General features: G+C 46.5%; 11 protein-coding genes. 4 read left to right on the plus strand and 7 right to left on the minus strand.

Annotated features, from left to right (window positions below):
• Positions 1 to 2 precede the first annotated feature (2 nt).
• Both QUB08_RS19280 and QUB08_RS19285 read right to left on the minus strand, forming a co-directional pair.
• Positions 3 to 2,396 carry a hypothetical protein gene (locus QUB08_RS19280; RefSeq protein ID WP_333226208.1) on the minus strand — a complete coding sequence of 798 codons (2,394 nt, stop codon included), beginning with the start codon at positions 2,394 to 2,396 and terminating at the stop codon, positions 3 to 5.
• A 74-nt stretch (positions 2,397 to 2,470) separates the two neighbouring features.
• The gene (locus QUB08_RS19285; RefSeq protein WP_333226209.1) at positions 2,471 to 4,249 is read right to left on the minus strand and encodes a peptidoglycan DD-metalloendopeptidase family protein; all 1,779 of its coding nucleotides are present in this window, start codon (positions 4,247 to 4,249) and stop codon (positions 2,471 to 2,473) included.
• 559 nt (positions 4,250 to 4,808) lie between these two features.
• On the opposite strand from QUB08_RS19285, the gene pgeF reads away from it, so the two are divergent.
• Positions 4,809 to 5,687, plus strand: a complete 879-nt coding sequence (gene pgeF / locus QUB08_RS19290; RefSeq protein WP_333226210.1) for a peptidoglycan editing factor PgeF — start codon at positions 4,809 to 4,811, stop codon at positions 5,685 to 5,687.
• 243 nt (positions 5,688 to 5,930) lie between these two features.
• On the plus strand, positions 5,931 to 6,542 hold the full coding sequence (locus QUB08_RS19295) for a CPP1-like family protein (RefSeq protein WP_333156985.1): 612 nt from the start codon (positions 5,931 to 5,933) through the stop codon (positions 6,540 to 6,542).
• 132 nt (positions 6,543 to 6,674) lie between these two features.
• Here QUB08_RS19295 and QUB08_RS19300 read toward each other — a convergent pair whose 3' ends face one another.
• Positions 6,675 to 7,361 carry an HAD family hydrolase gene (locus QUB08_RS19300; RefSeq protein ID WP_333226211.1) on the minus strand — a complete coding sequence of 229 codons (687 nt, stop codon included), beginning with the start codon at positions 7,359 to 7,361 and terminating at the stop codon, positions 6,675 to 6,677.
• Between the two features lie 548 nt (positions 7,362 to 7,909).
• On the opposite strand from QUB08_RS19300, the gene QUB08_RS19305 reads away from it, so the two are divergent.
• A complete protein-coding gene (locus tag QUB08_RS19305) occupies positions 7,910 to 10,000 on the plus strand; it encodes a diguanylate cyclase domain-containing protein (protein WP_333226212.1) in 2,091 nt (696 codons plus the stop codon).
• Positions 9,981 to 10,514 (plus strand): GNAT family N-acetyltransferase, encoded by a 534-nt coding sequence (locus QUB08_RS19310; RefSeq protein ID WP_333226213.1) that lies wholly within the window; start codon positions 9,981 to 9,983, stop codon positions 10,512 to 10,514. The genes QUB08_RS19305 and QUB08_RS19310 overlap by 20 nt, the downstream gene beginning before the upstream one ends.
• A 20-nt stretch (positions 10,515 to 10,534) precedes the next feature.
• Here the strand turns inward: QUB08_RS19310 and hppD are convergent, their stop codons facing one another.
• The 4 genes from hppD to QUB08_RS19330 all read right to left on the minus strand — a co-directional run bounded on the left by hppD (position 10,535) and on the right by QUB08_RS19330 (position 15,793).
• Positions 10,535 to 11,596 carry a 4-hydroxyphenylpyruvate dioxygenase gene (hppD, locus tag QUB08_RS19315; RefSeq protein WP_333226214.1) on the minus strand — a complete coding sequence of 354 codons (1,062 nt, stop codon included), beginning with the start codon at positions 11,594 to 11,596 and terminating at the stop codon, positions 10,535 to 10,537.
• A gap of 349 nt (positions 11,597 to 11,945) precedes the next feature.
• Positions 11,946 to 12,653, minus strand: coding sequence for an SDR family oxidoreductase (locus tag QUB08_RS19320; RefSeq protein ID WP_333226215.1), 708 nt, complete (start codon positions 12,651 to 12,653; stop codon positions 11,946 to 11,948).
• Between the two features lie 416 nt (positions 12,654 to 13,069).
• Positions 13,070 to 14,479 carry an NYN domain-containing protein gene (locus QUB08_RS19325; RefSeq protein ID WP_333226216.1) on the minus strand — a complete coding sequence of 470 codons (1,410 nt, stop codon included), beginning with the start codon at positions 14,477 to 14,479 and terminating at the stop codon, positions 13,070 to 13,072.
• Between the two features lie 42 nt (positions 14,480 to 14,521).
• Positions 14,522 to 15,793: an APC family permease gene (locus QUB08_RS19330; protein WP_333226217.1), complete on the minus strand. Its 1,272-nt coding sequence runs from the start codon at positions 15,791 to 15,793 to the stop codon at positions 14,522 to 14,524.
• Positions 15,794 to 16,081 lie beyond the last annotated feature (288 nt).

The following is a 16,081-nucleotide window of genomic DNA, read 5'->3' on the forward strand; positions in this document are numbered from 1 at the left end:
TTTTAATTTTTCAAGCGATATAGCACCGACTCAGTATTAACATCTTTACCGAAAACTGGTTGCAGCGGGCCCTGGGCACTTGTCAGCCAAGATAAAGCTTTTCTGCTAGCTGAGTCTGTCTCAGTCAGGGGCCCGAATCCCACAGTCCTAATTTTATTTTGCCGCAGGTTGTCAATCCATGCCGAAAGTCGATCGGCTCTAAATGGTACATATAAAACTTGTCTGTCCAAATTTCTCCCGTAAAACAGGTAGCTGCGCGAACTTAAAAAGAAGCCTATTCTTTCATCTGGTACTGTATTTTTATCAATATATTCGTAAATACCACGATACAGTTCGGTGCGTGCAAAATCTCGCTTTTCCCTCCAATGACCAATTACTATCAATCCTATACAGACACCAATTATCACTAGGTAAATCGATTTTTTTCGGGTGGGAAATAGATGATTCAGCCATCCAAAGCCCGGATTGATTTTCAACCATATTGCAGCCAGCGTCACTGACACAAGATAAAATATCGGAGATGGTAATATATATGGCCAACTGGGGCCTAATATTTTTCCGATAGTATTAATAGCTTGTCTTGGGTTAGACTTCAAATTGTCAATCAACAAACTTCCCCAAACAATACTATCTCCGGTGAAAGAAGCATTTTTAATATAATCAAAAATTGTGTTGCTAGTAATTCCCAACAAACCACTAACCAAAACCACTGTCATAACAACTAGATTTGGAGTTTTCAAGAGAGTGGCTGTAGCTGCTGCGGCGACGGCGAGTACGCTTAAAAAGGGAAATCCGTATCTGAGGTTAAAACCGAGTATAGGGCTGAGTTTACCGATCGACTCTCCGGCAGTACCGGACGTGTAAGGTGTAATTAGATACAGAATTCCTGTGCTGGCGAGAAGTATAATTAAAATAATATTATTTTGATTAATTATTCTGGTTTTACCCTGGATAAAAGCCAGAGGTGCTGCCAATACCTGAAGTGCGATCGCCAGAAAGGGCAGTTGCAACCTAATGATAATTTGTAAGCCGACAGTTTGCCAGTGGGAAAAATTGCTGGGATTAAATTGAGCTAGTAAAGTGCTTTGCCAAGCATTGAAAGACGGCGAAGCGGGCGGCGCAGGTAGGATAGGTGTGGGCTGCTGTATGGGAGGTGTGGGCGCAGGTACTGGAGACGGTAAGGGAACAGGCTGTAAGGGAACTTTAATATCGCTGGCATCGGCGACAGGATAATTGATGTGCAGCAAGTTTCTCGCATACCAAAAACATCCTAAAAGCAAGCAACAAGCTATGCCGCACAGTAACACTGGTTTGAGAAAGTGGCTAATTCTAAATTTATCTGGTGTGGAATTTTTATTAACCGCGAATCTTTTAATTTCTAATATTGCTAATCCTCCTAAAAGTGAGGCTGCATAGACTATCCCCGTAATTTTTATTCCGGCTAGCATTCCTGTGGCTGCCAAAAATAGGGAAAGTTCGGATTGCGATCGGCTGCTATGATAGGATAAACCTAGATACAAACCCACTGTAAATATTGCAGCTAGCGGTAAGTCTGGGTGAATGGTGTTAACTTGGTTGAGCACCATCGGTACTGTCAAGACTAAAGATGCTGCTGCCATACCGTGAATTCGGGTGGCTCCAAATTTTACGCTCAACAGATAAACGGCAATTCCCTCAAGTACCCACGCAATTAGCAGGGGAAAAGCTGTGAGAAAATCTTCTCGGAAGGGCAGCAAACACAAAGCAGACAAAACGTGCCAATTGTAGGGATATACTTTAGCTTGCTCGTGATCGAAAATCCAATTTCCGGCGGCATCTAATAAGGTAAATGAATGGGTTTGATACCATCGGGCGATCGCAGGCAGGTGAAACCACAATGAATCATAGTTGGTTGTGGGTTTGCTTGCGAGAGTGTCCAACAGCAAAACCCCTGCAACAGCGGTGGCAACAATAATTAGGGATTCTGATTTGCCTAAAGGTTGCTTGAGTTGGGGAATCTGCCACTGCGAAAAGGTAAAAGTTTTGTGGTTTTTGGCATAAATCAGGATGAAGCTGATCGCACAAATCAGAATTTCTGCTATAATCACCGCAGCAATATTTAGTCGCTCCGCACTTCCTAAAATTAAGCCGATACAAACTTGTGCAATACTCCATCCCGTCAGGAGTACGAGTAGAAAATGGGGAAATGAATAGTTATTGTTTTCTTTTTGATTCTCAAAGGCAAGAGACAAGCTTAAGGGAATCGGGCCGACTAGAATAATCAGAAATAAAATTAATTCCCACAAATGCTGCGCTATTAGCATAAACTGCAAGTTACCATTTTTTATCAGTTTTTCCTCGTTACCTGAAACAGCCTGGTAACGAGGAAAAGTAACGAACACGCGAGCTCGTTGCACAAAACATAAATTTTCATTGTGGGTGGGCTTTTCGACCGTTCCACAATAAAATTAATCTAGACAATCCCCAATTTTTACCTGTTAGCTTGCTTCTGAGGTTTGGGTTTGACTGCTTCAGGATCTTTGGGCTTAGAAGTGTCCGCTTTTAACAGTTCCGGGAATGGCGGCTGAAGGTTGTGAACTTCGATGTCCATTCCCAGCGGCAGAGGTGGAAGCTGGGGCAGATCGTTTTCCAAATCCTTGAGTCCGCTAGCGGTTTGTATTTCCACCATTTTCGGCATTTGCGGTACTTTGGCGGTTTCCAAACTGCCGATCATTTTTGCCAGAGCGAATTCTAGCTGAGAACCTGGGTCGATCGCCACCCAACCCTGGTCAGTCATTTGCCGAACCTCGAAGTGGAGGTGAGGCCCTGTAGACATTCCTGTACTGCCGACGCGGCCGATCGTCTCTCCCTGTTTCACCCACTCTCCCGGTTTCACAAACAGTTCCGAAAGGTGGGCGTAGAGAGTTTCCTGAGAATTTTTGTTGTGGTTGAGAACCACCGTCAAACCGTAGCCACCCAACCAATCGGCGATCGCCACTTGACCCGCATAGGCCGCCAGTACGGGCGTTCCCATCGGGGCCCCCAAGTCAGTTCCGGTGTGAAACCTGCCGTAGCCCATAACCGGATGAGTCCGCCACCCAAACGGCGAAGTAATGGCCGAAGCAATAGATAGCGGAAACAGCAAGCTGGTGTTGCCATTTCCGGGCATACCTGCGGGACGCGGCGTGAGATTGTAGTAAGCAAAACCGGTATTGCTGCCGCTGCTGACACTAACCGCACCGACTTGAACCGGCCCGAGTCCCATGCTGGGCGCTGGAGCGCCGCCGCCGTAAGATGCAGATCCGGCATAATATCCAGCGTCTGCGGAGTATCCAGTGTCTGCGGAGTAGCCGATGTTAGCCGAGTAGCCGGTGTCTGCCGAGTATCCAGCGTCTGCGGAGTATCCTGCGTTAGCCGAGTAGCGCGGGGGTGCGTAAGCAGATTCCGGCGGGTTTGAACTCCCCCAAACCTGGCTGCCTATTTGTTGAACGGCTTGACCGAGTTTACTCACAGGATTTCCGCTACTATTTCCGGCTACAGTTTCCCGAACTTCGCCCGGAAGGCTTTCTGGCAGATTTCGAGGAGGAGGGGCTGCAATATAGCCGTCGTCTGCGATCGGAGGTTCCTCTCTGTAGTTGGGTTCTCCGGCATCTGCCGTCACTGGCTCGGAAACAGCAGGAGGCGCGCACAAACCGCCTTCTCCTTCGCAGCCAGTTGATCGTTCTGCAAACTCTATGGTTGTTGGCGCTTCGTACTCGCTGGTAGCGCCAACGCTGTAGTCTGTTTGGTCGATTTCAGCGTGGGCTGGGTTAACTGGCGCTTCAAAAGGCGGCTCCTGGGCCGTCGCTTCTGGCAGGGGAATCAGCGCGGGTTCCGGCAGATAATATTCGGTGGGAGGTGGTTCGCTGGCGTACTCAGGCTCTGACGGCGGTGCGGCATCGAAAGGCTCGGAGGGTGGAACTTCTGCCTGTGGTTCAGGGTATGGTTCTGGCGACCCTTGGCTATATTCGGGTTCCGGGGGCGGGAGAGGAGCTTCAAATAATGGCTGGAGGTCTGCTGCGCCGGGGACGGCTTGTTCTGCTGGCGGAATTTCGGCTTGGGCCCAAACTAAGCCTTTGCTGAGCAGTCCCAGACTGGCAAGACAACCCAGTCCCACCAGCAGTGAGCGATCGGACAAAAGGCGCGATCGAGTCCGGGCGCCTGTAGGGTTCTTTTTTTGCTGTTTGGTTTTCAAAGGGGCTGTTATTTGCTTGTCTGGAACTGGTTTCACGATTTTTTTTCCCAACTCAACAGGGGGCACAAGGATCTCGAAGTCAGGATCGAATGTATGGCAATCCTTGTCTTTATATACAGGCTTAACTGATTTTACCGGGCTTGAGGCAATTTTTTTTGCACATAGAACAAGCTCAAATGCCTTACGCATTCACTCGTGATCGATATCCGGTTTTTTTGCTCCCGATGGCACTTGCCTAGAAGTCTGTGACGGCCACAATGATGATAGCGCTTTGGTGTTCGTATATGTTAATTAGTTGCCTATATTTATCGGGTTATGCAAAATTTCGGCGCAGTCGGTCGTCCTGAGATATTGCACCATTCTCAATAATCTTTTCAGTGCCGGCAGGATGCCCACCCCCCAAGAAAATCTACTCTTTGTGGAACAGGCCGAAAAGCCTGTTAAGCGAGAATGGTGCAAGATGTGAGTTGTCCTAAAACCGCCGACTCATGGCGATTTTTTCCTGAAAGCTAGCCCTGCCTTTAAACTTCGCGGACAAAATTTTTGATTGTTTAGAATACAAGCTAAATGATGCGCTTGGGTAAGGATAGGTTTCATGACTGTAGCTGGCGATCGCTTGACAAATTTTCCAAACTCTGAGTGCTTCGGACAGCCTGACGGTATCAGTTGGGAGTGGCAGAGTTCTGAAGGCTTGCCGTATCTGACTTGCAGCTTGCTTTCTCGCTGGTCTCACGGCTTTTTTACTCGCGATTTCTCGCCCCAGGGGCCGATCGATCTGACGGAAGTTCTCGAACCTGGAGCTAAGGTTTACCGACTCCAACAGGTACACGGCAATGCGGTACTCAAAACGAGTGAGTTGTCGCCGGTTGTGGCTGCGGGCCCGGAAACCGCTGCCCCAAGCTATGCTGAGGCTGATGGCTTGGTTGCCGAGCGAGAATTGGAGGCGCTGTGGGTTTGCTCGGCTGACTGTGTGCCTGTGCTGATTGCTGACGATCGCACGGGACTCGTTGCGGCAGTTCACGCGGGTTGGCGCGGGACTGCTGCTAAGATATTACCAGAGGCGATCGCTCAACTTGTGGCACAAGGCAGTCAACTAGAAAATCTGAAGATTGCTATGGGGCCGGCGATCACTGGAGAGGTTTACCAGGTATCTGTGGAAGTAGCAGCGGAACTGGGAGCCACCATTGCTCCTAAGAGTGCCGTTAGTGCGACAGCAGACGGCATCTGCGAGTTTTTGCATCAACTGCCGGAAACGCCTGTCTTAGCCGATCCAGAACCGGGAAAAGTACGCTTGGATGTTCGCCTCTGCAATGCTCTGCAATTGCAGCAGTTGGGAATCGATCTTTCTCAAGTGGCGATCGCTCCTTTCTGTACTTATTCTGACTCGGATCGCTTTTTTTCCTACCGTCGCGATCGACTTAAAAAAGTCCAGTGGTCGGGAATTGTGAGTGCCTGCGGGACAAGTCCCTTCTGAGGGCATTTGGCAGAAGGTAAAATTTTAGACGGCCAAGATAAAAATAACAATCTTTGGATTCATTATTTTTTATTTACGAATGCCAAATGCCTTCTAGTTTCAACCTTCGTAAGGTTTGCTGGTTCCTGTTTTAAAGCACTAAAAACTAGCAGCAAAACTTTTGGGAAAGCGGCAGAGATCCCGCCCCGCTTTCCTCTCTTGTTAAGATTACTCTATAACGAGAGTCTTCAGCGGGTTATTACAATGAGTGAGCCAACTCCCTATCAACTTCTTGAAGTCGATGAAGATGCTTCCTTTGATGAAGTGCAAGAGGCCCGCACGCGCCTAGGCGAGCAGTACAGCGGTGACAAGAAACGTTTGGAATTGATCGAAGCCGCTTACGATGCGATCCTCATGGATCGCCTGCGGCAGCGACAGGAAGGGAAAATTAAAGTACCCGAACGCATCCGCTTTCCCGAACGGCTGACTCCCCCACCCCCAAGCTTTACTCCCTCTCCTCCGAGTGGCAGCCCAGCTTGGTTGCAGCGGTTAATCGATACTCCTAGTCGATCGGACATTTTGTGGCCGGCTGGGGTGTATGTGGGTTTAGGCGGACTGAGTATTTATCCGGCAGCTAATGATGGTTTACTACAGTTGACTCTGGCTCTTGGGGTCGGCTGTTGTCTTTATTTTGTTAATCGCAAGGAACAAAAATTTGGTCGGGCTGTGCTGCTGACTGTGGCTGGCTTGGTTATAGGCTTGTTGCTAGGAGGCTTTTTGGGTTCTTTGGTCAGTCCGGCATTTATAACAACAGAGAAATTTATCGCTTTGTTTACGTTTTTAATTCTGTGGCTGGTCAGCGGTTTTCTGCGATAGTCAGCAGTCATTAGTCAGCAGTTATTAGTCAGCAGTTATTAGTCAGCAGCCTACCACTAATAACTGTGAAATCAAAACCTCCGACAAATAACATCAGCTAAAAATTAATAACTAATGACTAATGACTAATGACTAATTTTTGTGACCTAAAATAATCTCAACTGCTTCGCTCAAATTGTTAGCAATTAAATCCGGTTGGTGCATTTCTAGTTGGGTGCGATCGCGAATTCCGCACAAAACACCAATTACCTTGACACCGTGTGTTTTTGCTGCTATAATATCTGCCTCCGTATCCCCAACCATCCACATGTCTGAAGCAGGCGGCAGTTCGGCGAGAGCTTTTGCCATCAACAGGGGCTTATCTTTGACATCCCCGGTTTTGACGTAATCGTTGGGGAGGCAATAGCGGCGGTTTTCGGGGAAAAATTGCCCTAAATTGCAGCGGTTGAAGGCTTCATCTAGTTCCCTAACGCGGCGCATGGTCATCACGGCTAAGTCTACTCCAGCGCGCTGCACCTTTTCGAGAGTTTCGACAGCGGTGGGAACTGGTCGATCGTAAATCATGTAGGGTAGGGTGTGGACGGTTTGACGGCGTTTCTGGGCAAAATCGGGGGCTTGGGCAGCGTCTAATCCTGAGAGGATGGCGATTTCGGTTTCGGGAACCCGCGCGCGCTTCATATCCCAAAACTCGGCCTTGGGGAGTTCGCGCACTGGTTGCCCCTCACGTTGAGTCTCGGCGAGACACTGCTGGTAAACTCGGTAGTAGCGATCAGACACGTCCATGATCGGGCCGTCAAAGTCGGTAATAAGTCTCAGCATTTAGCAGAGTATTTTTAAGCTTTTATACAAATCCTTCGATACTATATCATTTAAAGGTAACACTTTCTTTACAAAAATTGACACAAATACCCAGGGGAGGTAAGGTCTATAGGAATGGTGCTAATTAAAGGAAACATTTGAATTAAACTGTGCCGATCCTCAACTTTAGCGGTTGTAACCCATATCGGGAATTTACAATGGGGAATTTACAACGAAAATCTACGGCACAAATAGTCTAAACCGCTAGGTATCGTTCATAAATCTCAACCTCAATCGAAGCTGATTTTGACTGCGCTTTCTCAAAAACAAGTTGGTTAAATTAATATTTTGCCATCTGATTAAAATAAACAATAACTGCTTGGAGAATCTCAAGTGTACTGTTTCCATAAATTAGCCAGCGGTAACAGTTGGTGACATCCGCCAGTATAAAAATTCCCATGAGAAATAGCAGCCAAACAACAACTAACTTTACCTGCTAACCTTGGAGAGTGATGCTCTACAATAACGAAATACTTCCAATATTAACTGTAGAGAGCAGCGCCCGAAGTATGAATATTCTTCTTTATAAGCTGTTATCCTTACGCAGGATTGAATACCTCACAGTCGATCGGGAACTTAAGATTAAAGAAATATCTTTAAAAGTGCAAGATTTTGCCTACATTCATGAGGAAGTAGGCGAAGGAAAAGACGTGCGCGATAGTTTTCCCGAACTGATCGGAATTGAAGGACTCCTTGAAGATATTATTGAAGAACGACAGCAAGATTGTCAGTTAAAATCTATTAGCCGAGTTCTCAAAGACGGATCTTATTTGTATCTAAATTTGTACATTTTTGGTTATAAGGGACAAGCCAATGCTGACAGATTGATTATTTTATGCGAAGATGTGACAGATAGCATGGGATCTCAGCGAACCATCGTTCAGGCTGCCTACAAAACAAGTATTAAAGGCGATAAGTTAGCTGCGGCTGGCGATTATATTGACAAAATTATTAATTCCCTAGGGGATGTTTTGTTCGTAACAGGAACATCGGGCCAAATCAAAAAAGTGAATCAAGCTGCACAGCAATTATTTGGGTATACCGAATCGGAATTAATCGGCCAATCCATATCCCTGATTACGGCTAAGGAGGAATTGTTACGCAAAGTCAGCCAGCTACCTCCTGCACTTAAAAGCCAATATTGGCCTCAAGTAAAAGTAGCTTGCCAAACGAAAATAGGTTTAAAGCTGATTGTTGCGTTTTCATGCTCTAATTTTGAGACAAGCACAGGAAGCAAGGATGGAGATAGCGAGGTTATACAAGATTTTGTTTATATCGGCAAAGACGTTACCAAGCAACAGCGCATAAAAAAATGTCAAGAAGCACAGTATGCTGTTACTCATATCCTGTCAGAATCAAGTTCTCTAGATAGCGCAGCTCCGAGAATTTTGCAAGCTATTTGCCAAAGTTTTGGGTGGGATCTTGGCGAACTTTGGACGCCTGCAGAGGCGGAGGAAGAAACTAGATTGGGTGCGGAAATAAAATCTGAAAAAGAGTCACTTTGGTGCCTGCCACTTTGCTGTCCGATCGAGGAAACTGCTGGTTTGCGACGGGTGGCAGTTTGGCAGGCAGCGGAGGAAGTTAGGGAGTTTGCCGAAAACGACGAGCAGATTACTTTGGCGGCGGGTGAGGGTTTGCCCGGAGCAGTTTCCAGAAGCGGTTCTACGCAGTGGATTACTGATCTTGTGGGCGATCCCACTTTCGTGCGATCGGGCTTGGCAGAGGAAGCGGGACTGCGATCGGGATTCGGTTTCCCCATTCACGCCAGGAGCCAAGTTGTAGGAGTAATGACTTTTTTTTGCCGGGAAGAACTGCCACCGGATCAAGATTTACTTCAGATCATAGCTGTGGTAAGTTCTCAATTAGGAGAATTTGTCAAGCGCAAATATGCGGAGCAAGAATTGCACGAAGCTGAAGCTTCAATCCGATTTTTGTACGAACAAGAAAAACGGCAAAGTGAAGAATTAGCTCGGCAAAATTTAGCTTTAGAACAAGCCAAATTAGAATTACAAGCAGCTAACATGGAATTGCAGCGACTCGCTTCGGTGGATGGATTGACTCAAATTCCCAACCGTCGCTGTTTTGACAAAAAATTGGAGTTAGAATGGCAGTTGATGGAGCGAGAAAAAGAGTCGCTGTCTTTAATTTTGTGCGATATCGATTTTTTCAAACTTTACAACGATCATTACGGGCATCCAGGAGGCGACGAATGTTTAAAACAAGTAGCCGAGATTTTAGCTAGCAACGCTCAGCGGGCAGGAGATTTAGCTGCCCGCTACGGCGGCGAAGAATTTGCGGTAATTTTGTCGCGAACTGATGTGCAAGGAGCAATGCGGGTAGCTGAATCAATTCGCAGTGATTTGAAAGCTGCGGCAATTTTTCATGCTGCTTCCAAGGTAAGTGAGTTGATAACTCTCAGTATGGGGATCGCTACTACTGTACCTGCTGCTGGTTTCTCGATCGAGGAGTTAATTGGACAGGCCGATCGAGCCCTGTATCGAGCTAAACTAGAAGGGCGCGATCGTATAGTTGCCCTCGACTTGAAAATAGAATTTCAGGGCCCGAAAGGAGTATGTTCTGATGATTGTGAGAGAAGCTAAAATCGCTGACGCACCTGCAATCGCACGAGTTAATCTAGATACTTGGCGGACAGCTTACCGAAAAATTGTACCAGCAGATTACCTCGCACAGTTATCCTATGAAAAGCGAGAAAGAAATTGGCAAGAACTCCTGGTAAACGCAGAAAAAAGTAAAAATTTTGTGTGCGTTGCTGAGAATGACTTGGGAGAAATTGTGGGTTTTGCTGCCGGTGGTTGCGAGCGCACCGGCAAATATATATATAAAGGAGAATTATTTGCCATCTATATTTTGGATGAATATCAGCGTCAAGGAATCGGACGGCAACTCGTGAGAACAGTTGCCACAAAATTGGCAGAATTAAGTTTGAACTCGATGCTAGTTTGGGTACTAGGAGACAATTCAGCCTATAGGTTTTATGAATTATTAGGAGGTGAAAAAGTAGACGAACAGCAAACAAGTAGAGCAGGAGTTGCACTCAAAGAAATTGCCTACGGGTGGAAAGATATCGCCGTGCTGATTAACACGCGGATATGACCAAAAAAGTGGAAGCTTTATCAATCATCTATCAAACTTCCCCTCTTCATTTGTTCGCGTTCAATGGCCTCAAACAAAGCTCGAAAATTACCCGCCCCAAAACCTCCAGCTTGCACCTGTTTGCCGTTAACTAAACTAACTCGGCGCTCAATAATCTCGAAAAAGAAAGTCGGTTCTGCAAAAATTGGCTGGGTAAATATTTGCAGCAGCATCGCTGCGGGAGTATCTTCTTGCCAATCTGCCAAAACTTGACAAGCTGCAATTGCTTGCCAATCTGCGGGCAAATAGTTTTGCCGCTGCTGCAATTCGGAGTAGTATGTTGGAGGAACCGGCAGAAAAGGCAAACCGCACGATCGCAAATCAGCAACAACCCCCACAATATTATTAGTTTGCAAAGCCATGTGCTGAATTCCCGGCCCCCGATTTGCGCTCAAAAACTCTTGAATTTGAGAATTAGCTGATGCCGGTTCATTAATCGGGAATTGCACCCCACCTTCAGCCTGCACCATAACTTGGCTCCGCAAAGCCGATTTCTCCGTCTGAATGTCAAAATTTTGCTGCGGTTGAAAACCTAATATTTTTTGATACCAACTAACAGCACTTGATAAATCCCCTGATTCAACATTTAACACTACGTGGTCAATCCGGGTAAACAACGGCAGCTTATCCGAAGCCGATAGCAGTGAATGGCTGCCAATTCGCTCCACGAGCGTATGGCTTAAATCTCCCCAGCCCGCGATTTTTGCCCGCTTAAAATACCCTCCTGGGTTTAGGTCTTCTTGAATCGGTTCCAGGATTTTAGCGCCTGCCGCAGCCGCTCTAGCTACCGCTAATTCGATATTTTTTACCCTAAAACCCACATCGGCAATCCCTGGAGGATGAAACTTCAACCAACTAGCAGCGGGACTAGCGGGTGTCAGGGGCGAAGATAAAACAAAACATACATTGCCGCTGCTGACAACTTCAGTGTGAGTGTGGCTGTTGGCATAACCTGCTATTGATTGAAAGCCTAACTGGCTGACAAACCAGTCGCAGGATATTTTAGCATTTTCAACGTAGAAGTGAATGCGATCGAACTCCATAATCAATAATTGAAAATGGAAACTGAAAAATGGAAAATCCTGTTGTTATCAGTGCACAACTGCAAGGGTGGGATTAAGGAAAGAATATTTTTCATATTTTTTTAGGCGTCGGCTTAATAATAACCTCAAAATTGAATATCCTAACTCCCTCTCAAGGCATAAATACGTCGGCACTTACAATAAACTCGGTGTCTGCGATAGACGCGCGCATTATAGCAGTAAGCTGCTGATGGGCGCACCTTACATAATTAGGTGCTCCGCAAGTTCTCAAACGTAAAAATGTCATGATTTTTCGGATTTTTAGCTTCTGTTGCCGAATCCCGAATGCCTTCAAATCACTCCTCAATCGCTAAAAGAACAAATGACTTTCCGGCTGAATATTAATCTCCATCGGCACAGCTTGCGGGTCAGCCGAAAGAGCAAAAATAATCGCATTTGCGGCAGTTTCGGTACTCAGCATTTTTGACCTGTCTACCTTCAAACTCACATTATCCCAAAACGGAGAATCCACCCCGCCAAAATAGAATAGCGTAAACTTAATGCCGTAGCGTCGCAGCTCATCTGCCATGCACTTGCTGAAACCAACTACCCCAAACTTTGAAGCGCAATAAGCCGTTCCCATCGCCATCGAATGCTTGCCCAAAATCCCGATGACATTGCAAATGTGGCCGGATTTGCGCTCTTTCATCACATTCGCGGCTGCTTGAGACGTATAAAAACTGCCTTTTAAGTTCAAGTCAAGCATTGCATCTAAATCAGCGGGTTCTAACTTGTTCCACTGCTTGAGAATTCCGGCACCAGCGGCGTTTATGAGGGCATCAATTTGTCCGAAATGCCCCGCCGCTTTTTGCATCAGCGTCTCGACTTGTGGCAAATCGGTGATATCTGTGGGCACGCACAGTACCTCTGTTGTTGAAAGTTCGCTAGCTAAAGCGTCTAACTTACTGCTGTCTCTGGCAGCGAGCACTAGCCTCGCACCCGCATCAGCGAGTTTCCGGGCCACCGCTGAACCGATGCCGCCAGTCGCACCCACCACAACCACAACTTTGTCGTGCATATCCCTTTACATTTCTTTACGTCCAGATTGTATGATAACTCAAGTTGCTTGTAATGAGAGATGTTGCACCATTCTCAATAAGCTTTGTATGATATCAAATCCGGTAGCATCGGAATTATTCATCTCTGTATTCTCTCCCTCTGCGTTCTCTGCGCCCTCTGCGGTTAAATCATTCCGATGCAACCGGAAACGATATGAACAGGCTTTTCGGCCTGTTCCAGAAGAAAATTCACTCTTTGTGGAACAGGCCGGACAGCCTGTTCCTGAGAATGGTGCAAGATGTGAGTTGTAATGGGACGTTTACATAGGGGTTCTCAGGAAAGTAAGGTACTCTTCCTGTTTGGCCAATGCCCTGTTTGGTCAATGCCCAAGAACACCTCATGTTACTGAGAAAGGCTATATATTTTAATTTTTAATTAATTGAGGGAAACTTGCCAGCCTTTTTCGGCTTTTTTTAGCTGGAGAGAAGCGCAGGATTGCAAAAATTTAGTAAATTTCCTACCGAGATTAAAATCTTTAATTATTTGGGTAATTTGTTTGCCGTATTGTCGGTGAAATTCGCTGCCTACATTGGAGAGAAATACAGAATTTTCAGGAGAGTTGTCGGTTAAGTCGCCAACAATTTTGACAAGAGCTCTTTCCAAGTCTTCCAGAGAATTAATATCTGTCAAAGTTGCAGGTGCTGGCTGGTGGTTATTCAGAATTTCTTGGTTAAGTATTGGGGGTGGGGGCGACAGTTTGACTTCAAAAAGAGTGACATAAGTTTGAGAAGTTTCTGAGGGTTTGTGGAGGACAAAATTGGTGGGATATTTGAGAAAGATATCCCTGGTTTTAGTGCCGAGCAAATGATGGGCAACAACTTGATTGAGGACTAAACCGTAATTTTCCTTAAATAAAGCTGAAACAGTAGAAAGTTTTATCCACTGAGTTGAGGTGCGTTTTTGCTCTTTTTTGATTAATTCTTTTAGTTGAATAACTAATTGTTCGAGCGGTGTAATTTCCGGTATAGTTACGAGAGAATGGGTTTCCACTTGTCCGGTTTTGCTGTTTAAAACTATGATTTTATCTATTTGTTTGCGGACTTGAAATACGGTTAGTCCGTGGGCTTGCAGTGTGTTGCTGAGGTGAGTGAGGGCGCGATCGGACGAACAGACAAAAATCTCTTTGGCTGTGGGATAATGTACGAAAATCGATGCGCCGACTGTAGCCATTTTTAAGTCGGCGCTGTCTTTGCCGGGGGGGACGTGAATTAGTTGATAGCCGCGCTGGTGAAATTCGGCATCTTTCTTGCCCATGCTGCGCCAGTTGGCAAAGGCAACTTTGATTTGGATGGGATAGTGGCAAATTCCCTCTAGGAATTTTTCGGTTTCGATGGTGAGTTGCAAGTTTTCGACATCTAGCAGCAAGATAGCAATGCCGATAGGAAGCGAATTTGTTTGATTGGTGGTGGGAGTGGGAGGCTTTGAGGAAACTGAGTTTTGTGATTTAGCGGGTGCTGTTTCCGATTGGGCTAGCTGCTGAATTTTGGCAGATAATTTGCTGAATTGAGGTGAATTAACGAATTCTGGAATCAGCAGAATTTGTAGGTATTTTTTCGCAGTCAGCAGCAGGGAATCTGTATCGCTGGCTACTGTGAAACTTTTTGTCAATTTTCCAATCAAAACTGACTGAAAATCAGGTTTGGCCCAGGGGGTTTTCCTGTATTTTTCAGCTATCCATTCGGGATGCTGTTCCTGAATGGTAATTAGGGTTTGAGCTATATAGCGACTGATGGCGCTGAATGCGAGAGATTCTTGAGTCGCAAGCTCGGGAGTTCGATCGGGCATGGCCCTCTACAATGCGGGATGCTGTTTCAATTTATCACACTTCTAGTTTCTCGCCGGGAGTCGGACGATCGCCCGCCAAATTAAACCGGCGGCAATTAATGCCAATCCTGTCAGCCAAATTTCCCTCTCCACCCAAAAAGCCAGAAACAGACAATTCCCCAAACCCACCCAAGCCAACCACTGCGGATAAAGCCTTTCGGCGGGGGAAAGTTGCAGCGCGGCGAGGTTGGTGATAGCGTAGTAGATCAAAACGCTAAAAGCGCTAAATGACCAAGTGGTTTTGACATCGCCGACGAGGATTAAAAGTGCGATCGTAACTTCGACAACCACCACAGCAACGTAGGGAGTTGTCCCCGAAGGATTCAGCCGCGCCAAGACTCTCGGCATATCCAAGCGCCGCCCCATCGCCAGCCAGATGCGCGAGAGCCCTAAAATTAAGTTCAGCAAGACTCCCAACATAGCGGTAATTGCGCCGACGGCTAGCAGTTGAGAAACTCCCGGAATTCCGAAACTGCGGGCGATGACTTCCAAAGGTGCGGCCGTACCGCCTATTTGTAAAGACAATTTATCGGCTCCCCCCGCACCTGCGACAACTACTGCTACCCCAACGTAAAGCAGCATTGTCAGCACCAAAGTGAAAATTATGGCTTTGGGAATGGTTTCCCTCGGTTCCCGCACTTCCTCGCTCATTGTGGTAATGCGGGCGTAACCGCTATAAGCGACAAACATCAGGGCGGTGGCCTGGAAGATGGAGCCGATCGAGCTATCATTCTGTACGGTGGCAATTTCCCACCTTACCTCTGGCAAACCGACAGCAACAAACACCGCTAAGGATAAAAGTGTAACTGAGACTATGGCAGTATTGGCAATATTCGATCGCCTAATTCCCGTCAATACAATTAAAGTGATGGCGGCGAGGGATCCTAAAGCTGTTAGGATCAGGTAAGTGCGATCGGCTACACCAACTGCATTTAAAAAATACCCCGCAAAACCTAAAGCAGCAGTAGCAGCAGAAGCCGTTTTCGCCAACAGAAACATCCAGCCGGCAGTGAAACCCAGCCAAGGATTGAGATATTTGTAGCCATATTCATAAGTACCGCCGCTAACAGGATGATTAGCCGCTAATTGAGCGCTGTTAAGACCATTGCAAACAGCCACTAAAGCCGCAATACCGACAGCCAAAATCACTCCCGGCCCAGCAACTTCCGCAGCAATGCCGATACTCACAAATACTCCAGTACCGAGGATTGAGCCCAAGCCCATGAGAGTTGCGCCGAAAACACCTAACTCTCGCTTAAGAAGTGGTGAAGACATAAATATAGCAGGCAAAATGCCAGCTTCACAAAAATGTTGATCAGTTGTGGAACAGGCATCGTGCCTGTTCTGAAGACATAACTATAGCAGCCAAGATGCTTGCTCCACAAAATATTTGTCTGTTGTGGAACAGGCATCTTGCCTGTTCTGAAAGAGGTTCAAGATTTGACAACTCTCCGCCCTAGAAGGGCAGAGATTCTTGTATCATTCAGTCCACTTAATAAGTACAGCTTCCTGTACTTACCAGAGATGGTTCTGTCCTCAAGCTTTCGACTCATTGCATAGTCT

The organism is Microcoleus sp. BR0-C5 (assembly GCF_036705045.1).
In the GTDB taxonomy this organism is placed as follows: domain Bacteria; phylum Cyanobacteriota; class Cyanobacteriia; order Cyanobacteriales; family Microcoleaceae; genus Microcoleus.

Coding starts and splice junctions, on each gene's coding strand:
- QUB08_RS19300 (WP_333226211.1), bottom strand. CDS start 7,361: ATGCTGAGACTTATTACCGACTTTGACGGCCCGATCATGGACGTGTCT.
- QUB08_RS19310 (WP_333226213.1), top strand. CDS start 9,981: ATGATTGTGAGAGAAGCTAAAATCGCTGACGCACCTGCAATCGCACGA.
- QUB08_RS19330 (WP_333226217.1), bottom strand. CDS start 15,793: ATGTCTTCACCACTTCTTAAGCGAGAGTTAGGTGTTTTCGGCGCAACT.
- QUB08_RS19295 (WP_333156985.1), top strand. CDS start 5,931: ATGAGTGAGCCAACTCCCTATCAACTTCTTGAAGTCGATGAAGATGCT.
- QUB08_RS19325 (WP_333226216.1), bottom strand. CDS start 14,479: ATGCCCGATCGAACTCCCGAGCTTGCGACTCAAGAATCTCTCGCATTC.
- QUB08_RS19320 (WP_333226215.1), bottom strand. CDS start 12,653: ATGCACGACAAAGTTGTGGTTGTGGTGGGTGCGACTGGCGGCATCGGT.
- QUB08_RS19305 (WP_333226212.1), top strand. CDS start 7,910: ATGAATATTCTTCTTTATAAGCTGTTATCCTTACGCAGGATTGAATAC.
- hppD (WP_333226214.1), bottom strand. CDS start 11,596: ATGGAGTTCGATCGCATTCACTTCTACGTTGAAAATGCTAAAATATCC.
- pgeF (WP_333226210.1), top strand. CDS start 4,809: ATGACTGTAGCTGGCGATCGCTTGACAAATTTTCCAAACTCTGAGTGC.